Origin of the sequence: Cellulophaga baltica (genome assembly GCF_900102165.1) — a bacterium.
Lineage (GTDB): Bacteria > Bacteroidota > Bacteroidia > Flavobacteriales > Flavobacteriaceae > Cellulophaga > Cellulophaga baltica.
Window position 1 is genome coordinate 198170 of the sequence record NZ_FNBD01000005.1, and the last position, 24596, is coordinate 222765.

Below are 24596 nucleotides of genomic sequence, written 5' to 3' on the forward strand. Positions count from 1 at the left end.
AATTTACACGCCTATAATTATTGGTATAGTAGAATCATTTATGATATTCATACAACTACAACGTTTTCTTTAATCAAAAATTCAATTTAACAGGAATTTCACCATTTTAAAAAAGCTATTTCGTTGCTTTGTAAAATCTAATGGAATAATTTTTTAAATCATAAAAAATGAAACTTTTATCGTTTGTATCTATTGCCATGTTTTTAACGGGTTGTTCTAACTACGGACAGTTAACCTTTGTGACCAAACTTCCTAAAGCTGTAAAAGAAAATTCTGGTATTGCTTATTATGGGAATGAGAAAGCTTGGTTTGTAGAAGACCATGGAAATGATGATATCTTATACCAAATAGATTTCAATGGGAAGATTTTAAAAGAGCTTCAAGTAAAAAATGGTGGAAATCAAGATTGGGAAGATCTTACTCAAGACAAGAAAGGGAATCTTTATATTGCAGATATTGGAAACAATACAAATGAACGAAAGGATCTAGTGGTCTATAAAGTCCCAAATCCTGAGATAGAACCTGGTGATAAGATAGACGCTCAAAAAATTGAATTTTATTATCCAGATCAAAAAGAGTTTCCTCCTAAAAAAGATCATTTAATTTATGATGCCGAAGCCTTGTTTCATTTTAACAATGCACTTTATATCATTATAAAGAATAGATCACGCCCATTTACTGGAAAAACTTTTATTTATAAAATTCCAGATACTCCAGGAAAATACGCTGCAGAGTTAGTCGGCGAATTTACTCCCTGTGAAACTGCTCGAGTTTGCCAAGTTACCTCAGCTACAATTTCTCCTGATGGGAAAAAATTAGTGATATTAGGATATGGTTTTTTATGGATTTATTCTGATTTTAAAGGCGACGACTTTATTAATGGCACGTTAAAAACCATAGATTTAGGAGCCACTACACAAATAGAATCTGTATGTTTTAAAGATGACAATACGCTTTTAATCTCTGATGAAGAGCGCGCTAAAACGGGTCAAAATCTATATTCCTATTCGTTGAAATAAAAAAGGTTATACTATCTAGAATCCAAAGCCTAAACCAAAACTAAACCTTGGTCCGTCTTTGCTATTGAAAACAGCTAAGTTAATGGATAGCAGGTCTGCAGCATTCAAGAAAAAACCACCTCCATAAGAGGTATGCCACGTATTAGAATCTACAGTAGGCATCCATACCTTACCATAATCAAACCCTGCAAAGAGTCCCATTGCGGTGGGTAAAATACTAGTTCTCATTTTCTTTAAGCTAAAACGAAGGTCTGTATTTTGATAGTAAGAAGATTTTCCTGTAAATCGTTGATTTCTAAACCCTCTAAGTCCATCTACTCCCCCTATACTTGCCCCTTGGTAAAATTCAAAATCGTTTCCTACAATAAAATGTCCTTTCCATTTTGTAGCAAGAACAAGTCTTCCGCTAGGTATTAACTTATAATCAAAGGACAGGCTAGGAATAAGGTAAGCAAATCCATTATCCGTATCATTTAAATCGGTCTTATAACCAGCTTTTAGCGCCGTAGCCATTCCTAAGGTTGGAAAAGCTTGGTTATCCTTATTTTCATAGGTATACTCCGCTTCGCTACCAATGAAACGATTTGTGGTCTCTTCCCCATTTTCTTGGTAAAATTCATTCACAAATCTATCAGCTGTTTCTTCTACTTCTATGGATTCTATCATAAGTCCGGCTTTGAACTTTGCTCCTAATCTTCCTCTCCACACCAATGAAGGTGCAAACTTTATGGTTTCAATACGTACTCTATTATAGTCTAGATCAAAATCATCATCGAAATTTTCTGTATCATTCCCGAAACCAAAAAAATTGATCGCAAAATTAGGGCTGGTAAATCGCGCAGCAATTTCTAGATTCCAATTTTCAAAAATGTGCGCAAATTCTCCTTTATAAGCAACATCATAACCACTGGTAGCAAAATAATACGATGCCATAATATCATGCTTTTCTGTAAACGGGTTTTGTCTAAACCCATTATAGGTATAGGTATTTTGAAAACCAATTTTAATACCATCATCTGGATTAAAACCAATTGTAGGTATAATTTGGTTTGTGCTATTTCTTATTTTTAATGGCTGATATGTGTTCACGGTATAATCATCCATCAACTTTACTTTTGTACCTTTTACATTTTTAAAGGTATTCTTTTTACTTTTATAATCGTAAATACTGATATTTCTAGAAGTCTCTATATCATAAATGTCATTATTCTGCCCTCCTATTAATCGTACTTTAATAGCGTTGTTTTTAACTCCTTTCACCTCAAACAAATCATCATCATCCAAGCCATATACCCAAATTTCTTTAGTTGTTTTTTTATTAAAAATTTTTTCAAAAAACAGTTTTTTCTTTTTATCGCCTATATTTCTGTACGCTTTAATTTCAGTTTCATTTTCATTAATTCTGTTAATCTCAAACCAATCATCTTTATCAGTACCGGTAACTACCGCAAATTTATTCAAGATAGAAAAGTAGGTTTCTGCAGTTTCTGTTATCCCTGCCAGACGTGCTAATAAGGTATGTTTTATTTCTGCTACTTTCTTATCTCTCACCTCTTCTGGGAAAGCTAATAAGGCTTCCTCTATAATGGCTGGAGTAATATGTGCTTTTAGATAATTCGCTTGTTCTATCCATTCACTTTCTGTAGTTTCTGGCAATAAAGCCATATCCAGCACATAGGTTTTAGGCGAGGAATTAAATCCTCTCACACTTCTAATTTCATCATTAAAACCTTCCATTAAACGCAATCCGGGGATAATTCTAGTCGCAACATTCATTAATAACCCATCTCCCATTTGTGAGAATACTTGGTCCCGATCTCTTGGCACCGGCTTGTATACTACTTTTTTGGTGTCTTTATCTTTAAATTCTGCCCAACGCCATTGATCTGTGTGCCTATCCCAATCGCCAATGGCCATGTCAAATAAACGCGCTCTAATATAAAGTTTAGTGTCTACGCTATATTTTTCATCGTCACGCAAATCCTCGAGCATAGAATCGGTACTTTTTAATTCATCGCTATACCCAAAACTCTTTAAATCTCCATGACCATCCCCTGCATGCTCTTCAATCATATAAAGCTCATCACCAAAGGTATCATTATACTCTTTTAAGGCTGTTTGCTTAGGTACATAATAGAGAACAGGATTGGTATGGTACAAATCTACAGCATCAGACAACGTTGCCACTGCAAAAGGAGCAAAAGGATGCGCTCCCGTATAAAAGTCTTCCAATAATTTCTCCGTATAGGTATCTCTCAAATCATCTACAACGTATTGATCCTGAAATGCCATAGATTGAAGGTAGAGTTCTGCACTTTTACGAATAGCACGCATAACATATTCTTTACCACTTTCATCTCTTAATCTCAAGGATTTAGATTGATGACCACCTCCTTTTTTTACTGGTACAAGACCACCGAACAAGGTATCTAACCTTACCGTAGGAGCAGTTATCTTAGCTCCATAATACTTTCGATATTTTGTTCCCCAAATTTTTTCGTAAAATTTAGATTTATCTACTTCTTCCGCAGTATAAATAGTAGAGGTTACGGTAGCGGGAAAATTTTCACTATATACCGTATCAGCTAAAAACCTATCTTTTTTTAATACTTCCGTCCCAAAAAGAAAATCTTCAGATAAATCATCATTCAAGCCATAGAAACGTACCTTAGAGGAACCATCTTTATACACCTCGAGGATAGCATAGCCCATTTGCCCAGTTGAAAACTCGCTACCATTTAGCAATTTTGTATGTCCCTTCTTTGATCCCGAGCCGCTTACAATCTGTGGAGTATTTTTTTCAACGATATATTGCAAAGTATGTTCATGACCAGAGGCAAAAATTACTTTATCAGAAAACTGGGCTAATGTAGTAATTCTATCACGCAGCTCTCGGTACATCTTATTGTTATTATCCTCAATAGAAGGTCCCGCTGTTTTTCTAAGGACGTTAGCCACAGAACCAAGTATAGGTAAAGGAACATTTTTATTGGAGGGATACAATTGCTGCCTTAACGTAGTTTGACCACCATGAGAACCATAGGTAAACATAGGATGATGCATCGCAATTATGGTAGTACGCTCGCGATTGTCTTTGATTACATCTTCTACTTCTAACAAAAATTTATCTCTACTCTTAATATCACATTTATCATTAATATCTGGGCGTTTATCCCAATTGGTAAGATACCATTCTGTATCGATCACCACGACCACTACATCCTCATTAATTTCTATGGTTTTTATAGGACATCCATTTTCTGGAAAAAAAACATCATCGCTATTTAATTTCTCTTGAATATATTCTTGTTCTCTCTTTAACCCTACTAATCCTTCGGTATACCAATCATGGTTCCCTGGAATAAAAAACTTATTTCCTTTAAAATTAGCTAACGTTGCTATTTGAGCATTTAAGTGGCTTGCGGCTGTTCGGTATGCCAGAGTAGAATCTACAGGATCTGGCAAACCTGCAGGATAAATATTATCACCTAGAAAAATAGCCGTACTGTTTTTATCAGCTACATTCAATCGCTCTTTAAATGCCTTTAACGCAGGATTCATTCCTCCTAAAGGTGACAAACCTGCATCTCCAATCAAATAAAAGGTATGAGATACCTCTTTAGCTGTTAGTGTATCTTGACGATCTTCAATATTTTTATACTTAGCATGGTAAGTAGCACATCCTGAAAAAAACAAAAGAATTACGATAAGAGTAAAATGTTTACGCATAGCAGCAAGTAAAGAGTTATAAAATTTGTAATTTGGACTTTTAATCATGATTCATATGAACGACATATTATCCAAAACCGAAGAGTATGCTACGGATTTACTAACTAAAAAATTAGATAGTAAATTTTTATATCATAATCTTAGACACACTCAAAGAGTCGTTAAAAGTACTAAAGAATTACTAAACTTCTATAACCTAAAGGACGAAGAAATTAACGCAATCACTATTGCTGCATGGCTTCATGACATTGGATATACGGTAAGTTCTTCAGACCATGAAGAGCACGGAGCTAAACTTGCTAAAACTTTCTTAGAAGGTTTAAACTGCGATGCCAATTTAGTACATACTGTATGTGGTTTGATTTTAGCTACAAAAATGGGGCATAGCCCAAAGAATCTTTGTGAAGAAATAATAAAAGACGCAGATTGCTCTCATTTTGGACAGCATAGCTATCTGGAGACTTCTGAACTTCTTAGAGAAGAGCTTACACTTCTAGAAATAGCCTCTTTTACACGCAAGGAATGGCGCGATAAGAATATTGAATTATTTAGAACCCAACACCACTATTACACTACATATGCCAAAGAAAATTGGCAACCAATTAAGGACGAAAACCTTCAAGGTTTATTAAAGAAAAAGAAAAAAAACAATAAGCTTGTTAAAAAAGAGAAGCTTAAGGTTAGCTTAAAAAATAAAAGTCCAGAACGTGGTATTCAAACCATGTTCAGAGTAACTATGCGCAACCACTTAAAACTGAGTGATATTGCGGATACGAAAGCAAATATTTTACTATCGGTAAATGCTATTATTATCTCTTTAATTTTAGCAAATTTGATTCCAAAACTAGACAACCCAAGCAATGATTATTTAGTGATACCCGCTGCTATATTTGTTATTTTCAGTGTTACATCTATGATTATGTCTGTTTTAGCTACCCGCCCCAATGTTACCAGCGGAGAGTTTAATAAAGAGGATGTAGAAAATAAAAAGGTAAACCTTTTATTCTTTGGAAATTTCCATAAAATGAAATTAGAAGATTATGAGTGGGCTATTCAGGAATTGATCAAGGACCAAGAATATGTATACTCCTCATTAACTAAAGATTTATATTTCTTAGGCTTAGTTCTAGACAAAAAATACAAGCTTTTACGTTGGACTTATACCATTTTTATGATTGGTATGGTGCTCTCTGTAATTGCTTTTTTCGTAGCTCTTAAATTCTACGGTCCTGAACGAATTATAGAATTGCCTACCTAGTAGCATTCTATCTAAAAAAACCTTTCCCTATCAACCACCATTTTAATTTGCAGACTATCTTCCATTAAGATAATTCTGTGCTGTTTTTAGTTGAATTAAATAAAATTTTCAATGGCAACCACAGGTGAAAAACTTAAAGAACGCATCAAAGAACTTACTTGTCTCTATGAGGTAACTTCTATTATAGTTAATTGTGATTATAACCAATTAGAAACTTCATTAGAAGCCATTGTTGATTGCTTAAAAAAAGCAATGCGTTATGATGAGGCTGCTTATGTTTCATTGTCCTGTGACCAGTACCATGTAACGTCTGCATCAATAATACCAGAATTAGTATCCTTGAAATCTTCTATAAAGGTATTTAATAAAATTGATGGGCATATAACCGTAGGATACCCTACCACCAATTTTACATCGGAAGACTTTTTAAAAGAGGAACTTACTTTACTAAATAATGTAAGCTTAGCTATAGGCAATCTTCTAGAAAAAAAACAAATACGAGAAAATGAAATTGCCATCAAAAGACAAGTTGAACGTTCTGACAGACTCAATATACTAGGCGAAATAACCGCTGGAATAGCACATGAGTTAAACACGCCACTGGCTAATATTTTAGGTTTTGCAGAACTTTTAAGAAATAACCTTACGGATGAAAATGCAATTCGAGATTTAGATAAAATTGTAGATAGCGCTATATTCTCAAGAGAAGTAGTAAAAAAATTAATGTTTTTTACTTGCGAAATGCCGCAACAAATGGGTGAACTTACGGTTAATCCAATAATCTCAGATGTTTTAAACCTGCTAGATCTCACGTTTAAAAAAAGTAAAGTTAACTATGCTCTTTCGTTTAATAAAGAAAATATTCAATTGAAGGCAGATAGCATTCAATTAACGCAAGTACTATTCAATTTAATCATGAATGCCATTTATTTTTCCCCTCCTAACACTACCATCACCATTAAAGTTAAAGAACTTGCTCATGAGGTAAGAATTAGTATTTCTGATGAAGGTCCTGGAATATCTAAAGTCAACGAAGAAAAAATATTTCAACCATTCTTTACCACTAAACCCGTTGGAGAAGGTTCTGGATTAGGTTTGAGCGTAGTACACGGAATCGTTAAAAGCCACAAGGGCCAAATTACCTATTCTCAAAACAAGCCAAAAGGCGCCACTTTTGTTGTTAATTTTCCAAAATTATAGGCATGGAATTACTTAAAGAAAATATTTTAATAGTTGATGACGACATCAATATCCTTGAATTATTACAACGCCATTTACAATTGCTCGACTACCATATTTATAAAGCGGTCTCTGTAAAGCAAGCATTATATATATTAAAAGATACAGCAATAGATTTACTAATAACGGATATTCAAATGCCAGAAGTAGATGGTTTAGAACTTATTAAATATGCATCTGAACACTATCCGAAAATTCCAAAATTGGTAATTACTGGGTACCCTTCTGTAGATGGCGCATTAAACGTTATTAAATCTGGAGCTACAGATTACCTGACCAAACCTTTTACCAAAGAAGAACTAAAACTCGCTGTAAAAAAAAGTATCGAAAACAAAACCGTTAAACCTCCTTTGAGGAACACCAGAAGTGTAGAAAATCTAAATTCTGACATGATTGGTAACTCTCCCGCGTTCAAAAAAATTACAAATACAATTAACCGAGTTAAAGATAATAAAGCCACGGTATTGGTTCAAGGTGAAAGTGGTACAGGAAAAGAACTAGTATCTAGAGCTATTCACTATTCAGGGAAATTCGCTAGAGAACCTTTCATTGCCGTAAATTGTGCTGCAATACCAGAAAACTTATTAGAAGCGGAGCTCTTTGGTTATACTAAAGGAGCATTTACTGGCGCCAATGAAAATAGAAACGGATTTTTTCAAGCCGCAAATAATGGTACTTTATTTTTAGATGAAATAGGAAATGCTTCTCTAGCCGTGCAAGCGAAACTCTTGAGAGCACTACAAGAAAAAGAAATTACAAAAGTAGGTGCTCAAAAAGTAGAAAAAATTGATGTCAGAATTATTGCCGCAACGAACGAAAATTTACAAGCAATGATTGCACAGAAATTATTCCGAGAAGATCTGTATTACCGCCTTACGGTTGTGCAAATTATAGTGCCGCCACTCCGAGACCGAAAAGATGATATTAGATTACTTACCGATAAGTTTATTCGAAAATATGGTATTGAATATAAAGACAGGATTTTAAATATATCACAAGAAGCACTCACTATTCTTGAACGATATTCATGGCCAGGAAACATCAGAGAACTTGAGAATGTTATCCAAAATGCTGTAATTATGAGCGATGGTATTATTGATGTTGAAAACCTTCCTGAAAATTTAAAATTTAAAATAAAATTCCCTAAAAGCACTCTTAAACCTCTTGCAGAAATAGAAAAGGAATACATAAAAAAGGTACTCCTTTCTACAAATAACAATAAGACAAAAGCGGCAGAAATTCTTCAAATAGATCGCAAAACACTTCGTGAAAAAATAAAATAAGGACTGATACTAATATACCCAAATGGGTATTTTTTTCTCAATAACAGTGTTAGGGATTTCTTTAAAAATACAAATAAGGTGTTGATTATCAAATCAATGCCAATTACTTCGCTATATCCAACATTCCATGGCACGCAACTTGCCTACTGCTATAGTATTCATATTTGAAAATGTTGCTAACAGTAAGACTATGAATTTCAGGTTTCAAATTTTTGTTTGAAACCACCATCATAATCGTGGTTGATTGATGATATCTACTTGGCTTTCGGATACTAGGCTTCGGTCTAGTGAAAGTCAGGTAGATTATTAAAACTTATAATTAGTGAACGCTTATGAAAAAATATAGCAATAGCATCTGTTCTACCTGTACACATCAAAAATATTGTGTACTTACTTCTAATCAAGAACATATTAGTTCTTGCGGCGAGTATGAACATTTTACGGAACGTTTAAATTTTAATGAATACCTAACTATGGGTATTCAAACACCGAGGTATTAGTCTAAAAAAGAAACAATGATTGCAAAAGAAAAAGTTGTAAAAGCTACAAAGCAAGGCATGTTAGATAATGTAATGCGACAATTTAATAATGCCGCTGATATTATAGATTTAAACTCTAACATTAGAAAAATACTAGAAATTACCAATAATGAATTAGTGGTACATTTTCCTGTAAAAATGGATAACGGCGAAGTAAAAGTTTTCACAGGATATCGCGTGCAGCATAATAATGCGCTAGGCCCATATAAAGGTGGTTTACGCTATCATCCTACGGTAGATATTGATGCTGCGAGAGCGCTTGCTATGTGGATGACCTGGAAAACATCATTAGCAGGCCTACCTTATGGTGGCGCTAAAGGAGGCATTCAATTAGACCCATCTAAGTACTCTTCCTCAGAATTGGAGCGTATTACAAGACGGTTTACATATGCATTAGGAGACAATATAGGACCTGAATTAGACATTCCTGCTCCAGATGTAAATACCAACCCTCAAACCATGGCTTGGATTCTTGACACTTATATGTCTACAAAGGCACCTGCAGAACGCTCAAAAAATATGCACGTGGTAACCGGCAAACCGTTAGGTGCCGGTGGTTCTGAAGGAAGAGATCGCGCCACAGGGTACGGGGTATTTTTGAACATAAAATTTTGGGCGTCAGATAAAAAAATAACATTAAAAGACAAACGATTTATTGTTCAAGGTTTTGGAAATGTAGGATACTGGACCGCCCATTTTCTTGAAAAAGAAGGCGCTAAATTAGTCGCTGTTCAAGACCAGTTCGGGTGTATTAGTAATGAAAACGGAATAGCCGTAGAGCAACTTTTTGACTATACGAAAGCAAACAACGGCAGCATTCTTGGATTTACAAATACAACACCCATAGCTAGCAAAGATTTCTTTAGTATTGATTGTGACATCTGTATTCCTGCAGCGTTAGGCAATCAAATTACAGAAGAAAACGCACCACTTATCAAAGCATATTTAATAGCGGAAGGTGCCAATGGGCCTACCGATGTAAACGCTGAAAAAATATTATTAAAAAAGGGTACTGATATTATTCCTGATATTTTGTGTAATTCTGGCGGGGTAATTTGTAGCTATTTTGAATGGTTGCAGAATAGAAATGGAGAAATATGGCAACTAAATGAAGTTCTTGAAAAACTAGAAAAAAAGCTTGAAGAATCGTTTAGAAAGGTGATCGAAACATCAAGAAAGAAAGATGTTGATATGAGAACTGCAGCTTTTATAATTGCCATTGAACGATTAGAACTTGCGTACGTGCAACGAGGAATTTTCCCTTAATAGCACGGTACTTACAATTTAAATGCATTGAGATGAAATACGGAACTATAACAATTGAAAAGAAAGAATACGTGATGCTAAAACGGTTCTTGCACTTATCTGGTTACCATAGAGATATTACGTTTAAAAAATCAATCAAAAAACTATCAGAAGAATTGAGTTTTGCTAAGATTTGTGACCATGAAGAGATGCCGGTAGACGTTATTCGCTTTAATTCTGTGGTAACTATTACAGCAAATAATGGGTGGACAAAAGAATTTCAATTGGTTACGCCAAAAGATAGCGACCTAAAAAACAATAAGGTTTCTATTCTTACCCCTATGGGAGCCGCTGTCATTGGTTACGCAGAGGGTGATACCATTCTATGGGAATTTCCTACTGGCGAACAACAATTAACAGTATCTAGGGTAGAGCAGAAAAATAGTCAAATTGATATTAATGTTTTATTATAAAAAAATAATGAGGACATTTAACCCTACAGAGTCAGACCATTTAATTTTCTTAAAAAAAGATAAGGCAGAGATTGAAAACTGGATAGAACAGCTAGAGTTTATCAATACTGAATTAGAGTATTTTACAGAGATTGAACACAAAATACTCAAGGACAACACTATTAATCAATTGATTCAAACTTTAAAAAGAGGAAACACTCTAAAATTAGGCATTTTGTATCGCTGTGAAAGCAATATGTCTAAAATGAAAGAATGTGATAACATGCAGTGCGATGCATATTATTTGAATAATCATGAAAAAAATAGAGTATCATATTTAGAGCACATGAAATTATCTTATGCTTTAAAAACTAAAATATATGATAGTCTACTCAAATTTAAAGTTACCTAAGCTGCTTATATTTTGAGCTCATCTATAAGATCTTCGTAGGTGTACATCTTATCTTGATGTGCATCTACACCATCTTTTACAGAATACATGATATCTGCCCGTATAGCCTTTAATCCTGCCACACCTTGCAATCCTTCTAATTCTACAATTTCTAATTTACCACTAAAATAGCCTTTAGATTTTAAGAATTTTATATAACGTAAGTATTCTAGCTCATCACTTTTCTGAGCATAAACAATAACCATTTTACCCGGTTCTGTTATCCGCTTCGTTGTTCCTTTTATGTAGGATTTATCAATACGCTTTTTAATAATTTCGTATCGGGCATTATAGGTACCATCCACATCAAAACGTTTTTCATCCATTCTAAAACGAATAGCCAAAGACGTATTATAAACTAACATTAATGATGCTACATCTAAGGGCACAGAAAGTTCTGGCTTTAAATTATAGTGCTTATTTTCCATTTCGCACATAACCTGCAATTGCCACAATCTTAAGTTACTTAAGTAAAGTGAATCAAATTTTTGGTCATCTACAATAGAAGCACCTATATACATATTGTGTTCTACACCGTCAGTCTTGTAGCGCTCAAAATAATGCGGAAACATAGCCTGAGCATCTTTCTGCTTTTTATCAATAACAGAAGATAATTTTTTATTGATCATCATAACACTTTCATCGTAGTTTCTACGGTGATCGTAATATGATTTTGTACCCATATCTATGCTTGCTTCATACGAAGTAATCATACCGAGTAAAGCTGTATCTTTATTTTTTAAATGCTCAAAAACTGGCGCAATTTCGTTCTGAACAAAATTAAAAACAGCCTGTTCAATATTTGTATTTAAAACTTCCTTAACCTCATCTATATAGTTGTCAATTCTAAACATTAACTCCTCATAAACAGGCAGCTTATCATTTTGCCAAGCAGCATCCAACACTTTATTGATATCTGACAATTGTATCATAATATCGCGCTGAATAGCTGTATTTCTAGCTATTGAAGAATCTTTAATATCTATTTGACCATATAAGGGGTAAACATCTTTAAAAACAATTTCTTTAAAAGAAGGCTGTCTACCTTCTAAACCGTCGGTAATAAAACGTTTAGCTTCTTCTTTAAATTTCCAATAGACAGAAGAGTGTACAGAAGTACATTCATTTTGTATGATAGCATCTATCCTATTTTCTTCTTCAGACATAGAACGCAAAACACCCGTTACAATAAAAGGCATAATATCTTCTAGCTTATTAGCATTTACACTATTAAGCCCGTTTCGCTGTGTAGAAACCAATTCTAATACCCCCAATAAGTTTCCTTTTGAGGCAATCGGTGCAAAAATCACACTCTTAATCCCTTGTTCTTTTAAACTCTTATAAGGCATTATTCCTCCAGAAATATCAAAATATTTATCTACATCTGAAATTGTGAAATACCCGTTTTCATTTAAAAGCTTATTATAAGAAGATTGGCATAGTGCTTCTGTGCAAGGCTCTACTTCTTTTTCTTGAAGTATAAAGCTTTCCATTCCTACTCCAAATACTTTTTCAAATTGATCTTTCTTTGGGTTATAGGTAACAAAACCTGCACGTATATCAGAAATACTAAAGAAAGACTTAAATGTCTCTTGCAAATTAAACATGAAGCTCTCACTACCTCTCTTATCATTAGCAATTAAGCTCGATTTTATTTCAGAGATGGCATGCTCATTAGTTACATCAAACATAGAAGAAATCACAAAACCTTTACCGATAAAGCTTTGTGGCGGAATCTTTTCTTGCCATAAAGCAAGGTTATCAAAGTTCTCTAAAAGCTCATCAATATCTTCACTAGTTAATTCTTTTGATAATTCCGTCGGAAGAATTTCCATGAAATCGGCATTATACAAAATGCGATAATGACGCATTACCCCGTTTTTATCTGGAATATCGTAAAAAAAAGGCCTTTTAAAATCTATGGTTTGCCCATAATACGTGCTTAATATTACCGTACACGTCAACACATATAAATGGTGCTCCGGTAAATCGCGCATGTGTGGTAAAAATTCTTTTCCACCAGCATCTTCAAGAATTTGCTTAAATCGTTCAGATGAATTGAACACAATATTATCAAAAGGCAATGATGCCGCCTTGATTTCATTGCTGGTAAGCACCTCTGAAAATGTGTCTTGAAGAATAATTTTTATAACGTCTTTATGCTTTTGTAGTAAAGTAACATCGGTAAAACCGGCACGAAGCTCGGGATAGGGTGCTTGGGCCGCTAATATATAATTAGCTTTATTAGCTAGATAACTATCGTCACTTTTAGCCATAAGGTCATATTGTTCTAATATCTTATTAAAACTAATCATCTGACTAAGTGGTGATTGCAACTTATCTATCATATCTTCATTGGTCGTTGTCGAGCCTGTAAAATTACAAAAGAAAATCCACAACTTTAGTATTTAGATTTGTTTAGATACCTTAGTTTTTTAGAACTTTATATAAACACACTATTATGTCTTCAAGTACCAGACTTTCACGAGCGTATAAAAATGCCAAAACGGTGCCTTTTGATGATGATTCAAAATTTATATTATTTAGTGATTGTCATCGCGGAGACAATAGTTTTGCTGATGATTTTGCCAATAATAGAAACATTTATTTCCATGCGCTACAATACTATTTCAAAGAGGGATTTGAGTATTTTGAATTAGGTGATGGAGATGAATTATGGGAGAACTCAAACTTTGAATCAATCTTTAACGCCCATAAAAATGTATTTAAATTACTTAGAGAATTCCATATTCGAGGCAGATTGCATATGATATGGGGTAATCATGATATGGTGTATAAGAGTGATGCCTATGTAAAGCAGAATTTAAATAGCTACTTTGAACCCATTGAAGGCTGTGAAAAAGAACTTTTTCAAGATATAAGTTACAATGAAGCTATTGTTTTAAAACATAAAACAACCAATCAGGAGGTATTTTTAACGCATGGTCATCAAGCAGATTGGTGGAACTATACCTTTTGGCGTTGTGGAAGATTTCTAGTGCGTGTACTCTGGAAACCTTTACAAGTTTGGGGTATTGCAGATCCTACCAGTCCCGCAAAAAACTATACGGAATTAATTAAAATTGAACGTCGTATTAAACGTTGGATTGTAAAAAACAAGCTACTTATTACTATAGTAGGACATACACACAGACCACGCTTTCCAGAACCAAAAGACATTCCGTTTTTTAATGATGGTAGTTGTGTTCACCCACGTAGCATAACAGGTTTAGAAATTGAAAACGGAAGTATTTCCTTAATAAAATGGCATATCTCTACGACCGAAGATGGCACCTTAAGAGTTGTACGTGTTTTGCTCGAAGGCCCTCAGAGATTAAGTGATTATAAAAACTAAAGTCTAATTAATTATTGTACCATTTTTTAGAAACTCTACATCTTGTTTCTCACCGTCTTTAGTTATTTCAACATCATAGAAGAATCCTTTTTGATAGTGAGTTACCTCCTCTATCTCTACAATCTTATAGGCTTCGTATTTTGTATCTATGATATCCTGAATAACCTTTGGTAAATCTTTCTTATCTATATTGTTTTCGGTTTCGATCCAATCTCCATTAGGGCTAAAATCTGCTCTATAATGAACACCATCCTTTTTAAAGCTAGCCTCAAAATTATCATTTTTATCAGTGACCCAATCAGGATCATTCTCTTTTGGATATTTTGCTTTAAAATTCTCTTTTACCGCTTTTGGCACAGCATCATCCTGATATTGACAACTCATATACGTTACCGAAACAAATAAAGTCAAAAATAATAAACAGCTTCTCATGGCTTTCTTTTTTAAATTCTAAGCTGCGAAGAAACCTATTAGCACCCTCAATAGTTAACTTTATAAAAACGATTACTAGCTCAAAAGCACTAGCAGTAAAAAAAATACATTTTAGTCCTATATCTTCGTATTAGAAATAAATTAAAAAGTATGCTACGTTTAATTTATTTCTAGTAAAACATATTACATAAAAGAAAACCAACAGCCGAGTTATGCCAGTATCAAATAGAAAAAGTACCTCCTATTATTTTAACCCGTATCAGTTAGTGGTTTTTGTAATTTTTATAGTGCTTTTAAATGGTTGCGCTACCTTTAAAATGCAAGAAAGCAATGACAATAAAGTTGATGTTACTACCCATAAAAAACCAGTACACACCTTTTATCTTGCAGGTGGTTATGGAGACTACACCATTACTGAAAACAAAACCGCGGCTATACTATTAAAAAAACAATTGAGTACTGCTGATGAAAACACCACCCTTCTTTTTACCGGCGATAACATATCAGCCACTAAAAACAATTGGAATACCGATCAAGAATTGGTAGAAGAACAAATTGCATTAACGGAAAATTTTAAAGGCAAAACTATTTTTATGCCTGGTGTAAATGAATGGAAAAGCTACAACACACGCGATGTTGAAAAGGTTGAAAAATACTTAGATGCGATAGATTCTGATGCTTTAAAATTCTTTCCTAAAAATGCTTGCCCTATTGAGCAAGTAGTTATTAACGATGACTTAGATTTAATTTTAATTGACTCTAAATGGTTTACTGGCAATTGGTCTAGATTAGAAAATATAAATAAAAAATGTACTGACATCAATACGCGTATGCGTTTTGCAGAAGAATTAGAGGGTTATATTAATGATGGACAAGGTAAAAATATTGTGATTGCCATGCATCAGCCTATTTTTAGCAATGGGGAGTTTGCGGGTAAAAAATCATTTAAATCCCATATGACTCCCGCTCCTATCGTGGGTACCGTAGTAAATACGGTCTTAGATTTGGGTGCTTTTTCATCAGATCGTTTAAATTCAAGACCTTATGAGTTTTTAAGGATACTGGTTAGCTCATTAGCTAAAGCATCGGATAGAATAACTGTTGTTTCTGGCCATGAAGAGAGTCTACAATACCTAACAGGAGGTGGAATTCATCAAATAATTAGCGGATCATTGAGTCAAAAATCTGCTACAAAACGAGGTGAAGATAATTTAAGCTCTATTGGAGGCACTTTAGATTTTGAGGGTAAATTTACATATGGTAAAAGAGGATTTGCCAAACTTGTATACTATGATGATGGCTCGTCTGATGTTACGTTCATCACTGAAGATGACGAAGAAAAAAATGTGGCACTATTACCTAAAATACAAAAGGATACTATTTCCTTAGCCTTTCATGAAGACAATGCAAAGACTATAAAAACTACTATTCTAGAAAATCCGGACGCCGATGATAAAACAGCGTTTTATACTTTCTTATGGGGACAACGGTATCGTTCTTATTTTACCACGCCAGTTACCGCAAAAATTGCACGTCTAGATACCCTTTACGGCGGATTAAAAGTACTTAAAGAGGGGGGCGGACATCAATCATTCTCCTTAAGGCTTGCAGATAGCAATGGCAAAGAATATAATATGCGTTCCTTACGGAAAAATGCCTTAAAATATTTGAAATTTAAGATCAAAGGCGTTGCATATAATGAAGAAGATTATAAAAATACCTTGACCGAAGAAACTATTTCAGATTTCTTTACCACGGCTCATCCCTATATGCAATTAGTGATTAACCCTTTAGCAAAAGCTATTGCAGTAAACCACTCAAGTCCTGAATTGTTTTACATTCCGAAACAAGAAACTTTAGGAGATTTAAATAATGAGTTTGGAGATGAACTTTACTTTATAGAAGAAAGACCTTCTGACGAACAATTGAATTATAAGGGCTACCGAAGAGAAATTAATGAATCTGGAGCGATAAAAGATTTTGAGAGTACGACAGATATGCTTGAAAAAATTAAAGAGGATGAATCATACACGGTAGACCAAAAATCTTATATAAGAGCTCGTATTTTTGATATGTTGATTGGTGATTGGGACCGCCACCAGGACCAATGGAGATGGGTAGAATACGAAACTACCGATGGCAACAAAGAGTTTCAACCTGTCCCTAGAGATAGAGATAATGCATTTCCTAAATTTGACGGCAAAGCTTTGAAGGTCGTAAAGCTCTTTGCTCCTCAGAGCCGCATGTGGCAATCCTATGATGCTGACATTCAAGATATAAAATGGTTAAACAACAATGGAAACAGTCTAGATAGAGCCATATTAACTAAATATGACGCTAAGATATGGGAAGAAGAAGCCCAATTTATTCAAGACAACTTAACAGCGTCTACGATTGATGCAGCATTTAACAAATTACCGGAAGAAGTTAAAGATTCTACGGCTATAGAAATTAGAGACAACCTAAAATTGCGTCTAATGACCCTAAAGCAAGATGCTAAAGCTTATAGTAAGTATTTAGACAAAATGGTTTCCTTACACGGTACTGAAAAAGATGATAAATTTGAAATTACAAGGTTGCCAAACGGTGAAACAAAGGTTGTTATTAAAAGAATACTTTCTGATGAAGAAAATCCTGTAATATTTGAGCGAACGTTTAACAAAAAAGATACCAAAGAACTCTGGATATATGGCCTAGGTGATGATGATGTTTTTGAAGTTAATGGAGAGGATAACAAATCTATTTTTATAAGATTTATAGGGGGCTATGGAGATGACACCTTTAAAATCAAAAATAAAAAGCATTTAAAAGTCTATGATTGGAAACATGAAACTAGCATTTTCGAAGGTGAGAACCCTAAGAAACAAATGACGCGCATTTATGATACGAATATGTACCATTGGCGCTATTTTGAAGAAAATACCAATATGCTTGTTCCTAATTTGGGATTTAGAACAGATGACGGACTTTATTTAGGTGCTACAAACATCTATACCAACAAGGGCTTTAATCGTGGTGATTTTAGACAGAAACATACGGTTATTGCTAATTATTATTTTGGTTTTAGAGCAATTGAATTAGGCTATTATGGAGTATTTGCTAATATATTTCCTAAGTGGAATCTAGAAATTAGTGCCTACCATTCCACAGATCGGTTTTCAAATAACTTTTTTGGAGTAGGAAATGAAACTACTAATTTAGATAATGACTTGGGTAAAGATTTTAACAGAGCTAGGATCGAAAAAACAAGAATTGATGCAGGTATCGCATATCATACGTTAAAGATTAAAGGTGTTTATGAATCTTTTGAAGTCATTGAGCAAAACAACCGCTTCTTTAATTCCAATAATTTTACGCCAGAATTATTTGATAACCAAAGATATTTAGGACTAGAAACAGAAGCTTATTATGATAATGATGATGCCAAAGATTTCCCTACAAGATCTATTATGTTTGGACTAAATGCCGGATATAAAGCTAACTTGCAAATAAATGATAATCAATTTGGATACTTGAAATTTAAAGCTGGTATTTCTCATAAACTAATATCCTCTGGTGATTTAGTGTTCAACACAAAAGCAGAAGTAAATACAACTTTCGGAGATACCTACTTTTTCTATAACATGCCAAGCATAGGCGGTAATAATGGACTTAGAGGATTTAGAGACGAACGTTTCACTGGTAAAACTTACTTCTACGAAACAACAGATTTAAGAGTTAGAATTAAAAAGTATATGACGGCGGTTGCTCCTATAAATCTTGGTGCATATGGTGGTTTTGATTACGGTAGAGTTTGGAATAGCAATGAAAGTTCTAACGTTTGGCATACCTCACAAGGTTTAGGTGTATGGGCAAGTGCTTATAATTTTTTAACTATAAATGTGGGCTATTTTAACTCTGTTGAGGGCAACATGGTTCAGTTTAAATTTGGCTTTGATTTTTAGACAAATGCATTTAAGTTTTAAATAGGAGCTGATTTTGACTAATTTAGCAGTCTATTTAAAAACATAACCATGTTCAAGAAATCCCTTACCCTTATCGTTATCTGTTTCTCATTAAGCTCTTGTTGAAAAGATAAAAGTCCGGAAGATTTAATACGATTGAAAGAAAAATTCAAATCGCAGGTATCCTCTTTTGAAAACAAGAAAGAAAATGCAAATAAGATTGTCAATTCTGGATTAGAATCTCTTAACGCTTTAAAGAGCGCCTTAGAAGACACTAAAAATGAAGATAAAGAATTTGCCAAAGTATACGGGGATTGGGAAAAAGTAAACAAGCGTGTAGAGAAATTGAATAAAGAATACGAAGATTTGAAAACCAAAGCATCTAATCTTTTCACCGCCATGGATACTCAAACCAATAGTTTAAGTGATGAAACTAGCAAGAAAACTTTATTAAAAGCTATCAATAGGGCTAGAACAAAATACAACGGTACACTTGCGAACACTTCTAAAGCTATTGAGAAGTTGCGCTTATTGCATGGTGATGCCGTTGAGGTCGTAAAGGCATTAGAAGTTGCTGCTGCTTTAAATTCTTTTGATAATATCAATGATCAAATGAAAAGTATTGAGGGTCGTGTTGACGGTATCATGCAAGAGCTAAACGTTGCTGTCGTAGAAAGCAAAAAGCTTTATGAAAAGAAAATTACGGAGTTAGAAGAGCACTAAGAGGTACCGATGGTCTAATTTAACATCAATTTTAAATTCATTGGCAGGGTATTTGCTAAATTTACTATTAGCTAACATCTATTTTTAATTTATGAAGCGGTTATTCTTTTTTGCATGTTGTAGTTTACTTTTTCAAGCAGGGTTCTCCCAAGAAGGAGTTATCAAGGCACAGCCTATAAAAATTGAAAGTAAAAACCCTACTGATTTAAAATTGATTCCGGAGCAAAAAACAAACTTGTCTCTGAACATGCCAGACCTATTAGGAAAGCAAGAAGACTCCAACACTAAGGATTCTTTAGAGCCAAAAATTTCCATGCTTCCAACTAAAGATTTGGTACAGGCGGGTAAGGATTTAAAATTAAATCCGAAATTTGGAGAAAACTCTGGTCAAAGTCAGGGTAAGCATTTCCCTAATATGTATTTAGGCGATATCAAAAACAATGGAAAATTTATAGGTATTGTTTGTCGTGATCATGAATATGTAGATGGCGATTTAGTAAGTATCTCTGTAAACGGAGAAGTTGTGGACCCTAAGTTATTTTTAACAGGAGCTTTTAAAGGAGTAAATGTAGATCTTAAGCAAGGTTTTAACCGGATAGAATTTAAAGCGCTAAATGAAGGTTCTTCCAGCCCAAATACCGCTCAAATTAATGTTTACGATGATCAGGGCAAACTACTTTATGCCAATCAATGGAATTTATCTGCAGGTAGCGTTGCTACTTTTATTGTTACTAAGGATTAGGTTTTTCTAACTTTTATCTCCTCATTTTTAATCTCATTATTTAATATATTTACAGTCTCAAATTAGATACTAATTTTCATGGCTAATAAAAAATACACCATCGCTGTTCTTCAATTAAATTTGAACAACACTCCAGAAGAGAATAGAAAGAAATGCTTAGATTGGATTCGTAAAGCTGCTGAAAAAGGAGCCGAAGTTATTTCGCTTCCAGAATTATATAGTAGTCATTATTTCTGCCAGAGTGAAGATGTTAGTAATTTTGAATTAGCAGAACCTTTAGGTGCTATTTCATTTACAGCTTTCAGCGAGTTGGCTAAGGAACTTAAAGTTGCTTTGATTATCCCTTTTTTCGAAAAAAGAATGTCGGGCATCTATCATAACAGTGCTTACATAATTGATACAGATGGTTCTCAAGCCGGATTGTATCGTAAAATGCATATTCCAGACGATCCACATTTTTATGAGAAATTCTATTTTACCCCTGGTGATTTAGGTTTTAAATCAACCCCTACTAAAAAAGGAAATATAGGAACATTAATTTGTTGGGATCAGTGGTACCCTGAAGCAGCAAGGCTTACGGCTTTGAAAGGCGCAGATGTAATTTTTTATCCAACAGCAATTGGATGGCACCCATCAGAAAAAGAACAGTATGGTGAAAACCAATATGGCGCTTGGATGAATGTTATGAAAGGTCATGCCGTAGCAAATGGTATTTACGTTGCTGCAGCTAATCGCATTGGTTTAGAACAATATTTACCAGGTACTGATGGTATTCAATTCTGGGGTAATTCTTTCATTTGCGGCCCACAAGGCGAAATTTTAGCACAAGCATCTTCCGACAAAGAAGAAATTTTATTAGCTGAAGTAGATTTAGAGCTACAAGAGAATGTTCGCCAAAATTGGCCATTTTTCCGTGACAGACGTATTGATGCTTTTGGAGATATTACTAAACGCGCTTTAGATTAATACTATGGCTGCAAGAAGATTTCCCGCAGAATGGGAGAAACAAGAAGGTATTTTATTATGTTTTCCACATAACGGAAATGACTGGCCAGGAAAATATGCTGCCATTCAGTGGGCTTTTGTAGAATATATTAAAAAAATAGCTGAACAAGAAACTGTTTTTTTGGTGGTTGCTACCGATGATTTAAAAATAAAGGTGACTGAAATGCTAGAAATGGCAACGGTAAACCTTAAAAATATTTCATTTATTATAAAAAAAACCAATCGCAGTTGGATGCGTGACTCTGGACCTATTATTGTTGAAAACAACGGCAAAAGAGAAGCTCTTAATTTCAATTTTAACGGTTGGGCAAAATATAAAAACTGGCAATTAGACAAACATGTTCCGGATACGGTAGCGGCACATTTAAAAATTCCAGTGAACAATGTTACTTATAAAGGAAAAAATGTAGTTTTAGAAGGCGGAGCTTTAGAGGTAAACGGTTCTGGCACCCTTATAACTTCCGAAGAGTGTTTATTAGATCCGGAAATTCAAGTTAGGAATGCTGGCTTTACTAAAGAAGATTACGAAGCTATTTTTCTAGAATATTTTGGCGTGACTAATACCATTTGGTTAAAAGATGGTATTATTGGTGATGACACACATGGTCATATTGATGATCTATGCCGCTTTGTATCTAAAAATACAGTTGTAACCGTCGTAGAAGACAAACCAAAAGACAAAAACTATCACCCACTCCAAGAGAATTTAAAACGTTTGCACCACGCAAAACTTGAGGATGGTTCAAAATTGAATGTGGTTGAATTGCCCATGCCAAGTCCCATTATATTTGATGGTTTGCAATTACCTGCAAGTTATGCTAACTTCTTAATTATAAATAAAACGGTTTTAGTTCCAACTTTTAACGACGCAAAAGACCACATTGCACTTACTATTTTAGCAGACTGTTTTCCAGACCGAAAAGTGATCGGGATTAGTTGTATTGATTTTATTTGGGGTTTTGGCACGTTACATTGTTTGAGCCAGCAAATACCAAAATAATAATCGCTTATACCTTATTGAAAACCCAAAATAACGCATGGCTTCCCTTTTTCTTTATTTCTTGCGTTAATTTAAATTCGTAATCTTAATTGGTTGCCTCAATTAGAAAATGCTCTTATCCATGGAATTATTCTTATTTTTATTAGAATAAACTATAGGCATGATTAATGAAGTCGATTAATTTAAATTTTAAGCTAATTATTATTTGGTGTATAATTTTATGTAGCTATGGCTGTGCTCCTAAAATTGCTCCATTACAGGAAATAACAAAAGAATCTTCTTTATTAGATAAAATAATAGAAAGAGATACCCTCAAGGTAGGGACAACGACCGATTTTTTACCTTTCACTTATACCAATCCTGAAACTTCTAATTACCAAGGCATAGATATCGAACTTGCCAAAGACCTAGCAAAATCACTAAATGTAAATCTTCTGATTGTTAAAACTAGTTGGCCAACATTACTTGCTGATTTAGAAAATGGGTCATATGATATTGGCATGAGCGGTATTACCATAAATTTAAAGCGACAACAACAGGCTTTTTTCAGCAACCCTATGCGCTCTAGTGGCAAGGCAGCTATAGCAAGAACTGAAGACCAAGAAAAATACACTACCATTGATGCTATTAATACTCCAGAAGTACGTGTGATTTTTAATCCAGGAGGCACAAACGAAACTTTTGCCAGAGACAATTTCCCTAAAGCTCAACTTATTTTGAATGAAGACAATTTGAGTATTTTTCAAAAAATTGCTAATGGCGAAGTAGATGTAATGGTTACTGACGCTATAGAAACTCTTGTACAGGAACGAATTCACCCAGAACTAAAAGCAATTAACCCAGATAGTCCATTCAATTTTTTTGAAATGGCTTACTTATTACCAAGAGATGTTGTATTCCAAGCTTACATAAATCAATGGTTAAATCTGAGGCAAAAAGATGGTACCTACGATACTATTTTCAAATCTGAACTTGAGAGGATACCCTATCTAAATAAAACCCAATCTCCTAGATAAAATGAATTTTGTATTATTCTTTTATAACACAGCTCATTTTCCTTGCTCCATTAAATTGGAATACTTTTGCGAAGCAGGTTAATACTATTACACTTTTCCCCTTATTAAGAGCACTATTCCTCTTAACTAAAAATGAACTTATTAGTTTCATTCCGTTTCATAAGCACTGTACATTGCAACAAATGAACCTATTGCAAAGGGTAGACATTCATTTACTTTGCCAATTAGACATCTAAAAATTAATTTACAAAAAACTACAATAGCCCTTTATTTCTAAAATAATATTTAGTTTGAGCCGTTTCTAAGAGACAACCACCAACAAAAACCGCCAAATGAAGAGTCTATTAACAACCGTATTATTAAGTAGTTTATTATTTTCTTGTGTCGATAAAAATCCAGAAGTGGATGAAAAGAAATATTTAACGGCACAAAAAGAATACGAACAAAAAAAAGAAACACTTTCCAAGAGCAAAGGTTTGTATTTCAAGGAAAATAGCGCTGCTATTATCGCCAAAATAAACAGCCTTCATAAATTAGCAGATTCTACGAATACGTTTAAGGAAGCCTCTACTGATTCTACCATTTTTTACAGAAGCTCTGCAATTAATTTTATAAATTTTCCAAACTATATTGTCACCGATAAAAGCAAAAGCGTAAACTATTCTAGTTTTGAATTTAAAGCAAAGCAAAAAAGCACCGAACCTTCTAAATCTGCAGTTTTCATTGCTAAAGAGAATAATGAATTTGCAAAGCAAAACATCAATGACGTCTTAGATGATTTATATTCCTGCACCAACACCCCATTAGATATAACCTGTACCAGCTTAAATGAAGAAGAACTAGAGCAATTTAAAGACATTAGCCTGGCCTTTGTAATAGAAGGGTATAGTGTCATGGATCCAAAATTAGATGATTCTGATAATTTCTCTTCTGGATTATTTTTTGCATCCATTACTGCCATAGACATTGAAAAGAATTACCCTATTTTAAAGTTTGATGTTACTGCAACAAACAGCGATCAAATTAAATACCGCGAAGGTGGTTTCATGAATGAAAGTCCATCTCAGAAAATTAATGAAGATTACAGAACCAACATTAAAAAGGCTATAATAGCGGCATGCAAAAAACACTTCAAGGTTCTCAATTACTAAAAAACACAGTCAT

The 24596-nt window shown here is 34.0% G+C and carries 19 protein-coding genes; 16 read left to right on the plus strand and 3 right to left on the minus strand.

Features of this window, described 5'->3' with window-relative positions:
- Positions 1 to 167: 167 nt before the first annotated feature.
- A complete protein-coding gene (locus tag BLQ19_RS10460; protein ID WP_074538320.1) occupies positions 168 to 1019 on the plus strand; it encodes a hypothetical protein in 852 nt (283 codons plus the stop codon).
- A gap of 15 nt (positions 1020 to 1034) precedes the next feature.
- On the opposite strand, the gene BLQ19_RS10465 is transcribed toward BLQ19_RS10460, so the two are convergent.
- Entirely contained in the window at positions 1035 to 4748 is a 3714-nt protein-coding gene (locus tag BLQ19_RS10465; RefSeq protein WP_074538391.1) for a metallophosphoesterase, read from the minus strand.
- 55 nt (positions 4749 to 4803) lie between these two features.
- Here BLQ19_RS10465 and BLQ19_RS10470 point away from each other — a divergent pair, with 55 nt between their 5' ends.
- The 7 genes from BLQ19_RS10470 (at position 4804) to BLQ19_RS10495 (ending at position 11176) form a co-directional block, all read left to right on the plus strand.
- Positions 4804 to 6006, plus strand: coding sequence for a Pycsar system effector family protein (locus tag BLQ19_RS10470; RefSeq protein ID WP_074538392.1), 1203 nt, complete (start codon positions 4804 to 4806; stop codon positions 6004 to 6006).
- Positions 6007 to 6117: 111 nt separating this feature from the next.
- Entirely contained in the window at positions 6118 to 7206 is a 1089-nt protein-coding gene (locus BLQ19_RS10475) for a sensor histidine kinase (RefSeq protein ID WP_025613818.1), read from the plus strand.
- Positions 7207 to 7208: 2 nt separating this feature from the next.
- Positions 7209 to 8528, plus strand: coding sequence for a sigma-54-dependent transcriptional regulator (locus tag BLQ19_RS10480; protein ID WP_024479067.1), 1320 nt, complete (start codon positions 7209 to 7211; stop codon positions 8526 to 8528).
- A 332-nt stretch (positions 8529 to 8860) separates the two neighbouring features.
- Positions 8861 to 9028 carry a hypothetical protein gene (locus tag BLQ19_RS21300; RefSeq protein WP_175444428.1) on the plus strand — a complete coding sequence of 56 codons (168 nt, stop codon included), beginning with the start codon at positions 8861 to 8863 and terminating at the stop codon, positions 9026 to 9028.
- Positions 9029 to 9043: 15 nt separating this feature from the next.
- Positions 9044 to 10333 carry a Glu/Leu/Phe/Val family dehydrogenase gene (locus tag BLQ19_RS10485; protein ID WP_034668323.1) on the plus strand — a complete coding sequence of 430 codons (1290 nt, stop codon included), beginning with the start codon at positions 9044 to 9046 and terminating at the stop codon, positions 10331 to 10333.
- A gap of 32 nt (positions 10334 to 10365) precedes the next feature.
- Positions 10366 to 10785: a GreA/GreB family elongation factor gene (locus BLQ19_RS10490; RefSeq protein WP_025613820.1), complete on the plus strand. Its 420-nt coding sequence runs from the start codon at positions 10366 to 10368 to the stop codon at positions 10783 to 10785.
- A 7-nt stretch (positions 10786 to 10792) separates the two neighbouring features.
- Complete coding sequence (locus BLQ19_RS10495) at positions 10793 to 11176, plus strand: hypothetical protein (RefSeq protein WP_139150237.1); 384 nt, start codon at positions 10793 to 10795, stop codon at positions 11174 to 11176.
- Positions 11177 to 11181: 5 nt separating this feature from the next.
- On the opposite strand, the gene BLQ19_RS10500 is transcribed toward BLQ19_RS10495, so the two are convergent.
- Positions 11182 to 13563 carry a GAF domain-containing protein gene (locus tag BLQ19_RS10500; protein WP_074538322.1) on the minus strand — a complete coding sequence of 794 codons (2382 nt, stop codon included), beginning with the start codon at positions 13561 to 13563 and terminating at the stop codon, positions 11182 to 11184.
- A gap of 113 nt (positions 13564 to 13676) precedes the next feature.
- Here BLQ19_RS10500 and BLQ19_RS10505 point away from each other — a divergent pair, with 113 nt between their 5' ends.
- Positions 13677 to 14570: a metallophosphoesterase gene (locus BLQ19_RS10505; protein WP_074538323.1), complete on the plus strand. Its 894-nt coding sequence runs from the start codon at positions 13677 to 13679 to the stop codon at positions 14568 to 14570.
- Between the two features lie 3 nt (positions 14571 to 14573).
- Here the strand turns inward: BLQ19_RS10505 and BLQ19_RS10510 are convergent, their stop codons facing one another.
- A complete protein-coding gene (locus tag BLQ19_RS10510) occupies positions 14574 to 15002 on the minus strand; it encodes a PepSY-like domain-containing protein (protein ID WP_074538324.1) in 429 nt (142 codons plus the stop codon).
- A gap of 212 nt (positions 15003 to 15214) precedes the next feature.
- Here BLQ19_RS10510 and BLQ19_RS10515 point away from each other — a divergent pair, with 212 nt between their 5' ends.
- From BLQ19_RS10515 to BLQ19_RS10545, 7 genes are all read left to right on the plus strand, one after another.
- A complete protein-coding gene (locus BLQ19_RS10515) occupies positions 15215 to 18946 on the plus strand; it encodes a ShlB/FhaC/HecB family hemolysin secretion/activation protein (RefSeq protein WP_074538325.1) in 3732 nt (1243 codons plus the stop codon).
- Between the two features lie 156 nt (positions 18947 to 19102).
- Positions 19103 to 19669 carry a guided entry of tail-anchored proteins factor 1 gene (locus tag BLQ19_RS10520; RefSeq protein ID WP_254788336.1) on the plus strand — a complete coding sequence of 189 codons (567 nt, stop codon included), beginning with the start codon at positions 19103 to 19105 and terminating at the stop codon, positions 19667 to 19669.
- A gap of 91 nt (positions 19670 to 19760) precedes the next feature.
- Positions 19761 to 20411 carry a carbohydrate-binding protein gene (locus tag BLQ19_RS10525; protein ID WP_024479076.1) on the plus strand — a complete coding sequence of 217 codons (651 nt, stop codon included), beginning with the start codon at positions 19761 to 19763 and terminating at the stop codon, positions 20409 to 20411.
- Between the two features lie 78 nt (positions 20412 to 20489).
- Positions 20490 to 21377 carry a carbon-nitrogen hydrolase gene (locus tag BLQ19_RS10530; protein WP_024479077.1) on the plus strand — a complete coding sequence of 296 codons (888 nt, stop codon included), beginning with the start codon at positions 20490 to 20492 and terminating at the stop codon, positions 21375 to 21377.
- A 4-nt stretch (positions 21378 to 21381) separates the two neighbouring features.
- Positions 21382 to 22416: an agmatine deiminase family protein gene (locus BLQ19_RS10535; protein ID WP_024479078.1), complete on the plus strand. Its 1035-nt coding sequence runs from the start codon at positions 21382 to 21384 to the stop codon at positions 22414 to 22416.
- A gap of 167 nt (positions 22417 to 22583) precedes the next feature.
- On the plus strand, positions 22584 to 23432 hold the full coding sequence (locus BLQ19_RS10540; protein ID WP_024479079.1) for a transporter substrate-binding domain-containing protein: 849 nt from the start codon (positions 22584 to 22586) through the stop codon (positions 23430 to 23432).
- A 332-nt stretch (positions 23433 to 23764) separates the two neighbouring features.
- The gene (locus BLQ19_RS10545; protein WP_074538326.1) at positions 23765 to 24583 is read left to right on the plus strand and encodes a hypothetical protein; all 819 of its coding nucleotides are present in this window, start codon (positions 23765 to 23767) and stop codon (positions 24581 to 24583) included.
- The last annotated feature ends 13 nt before the right edge of the window (positions 24584 to 24596 follow it).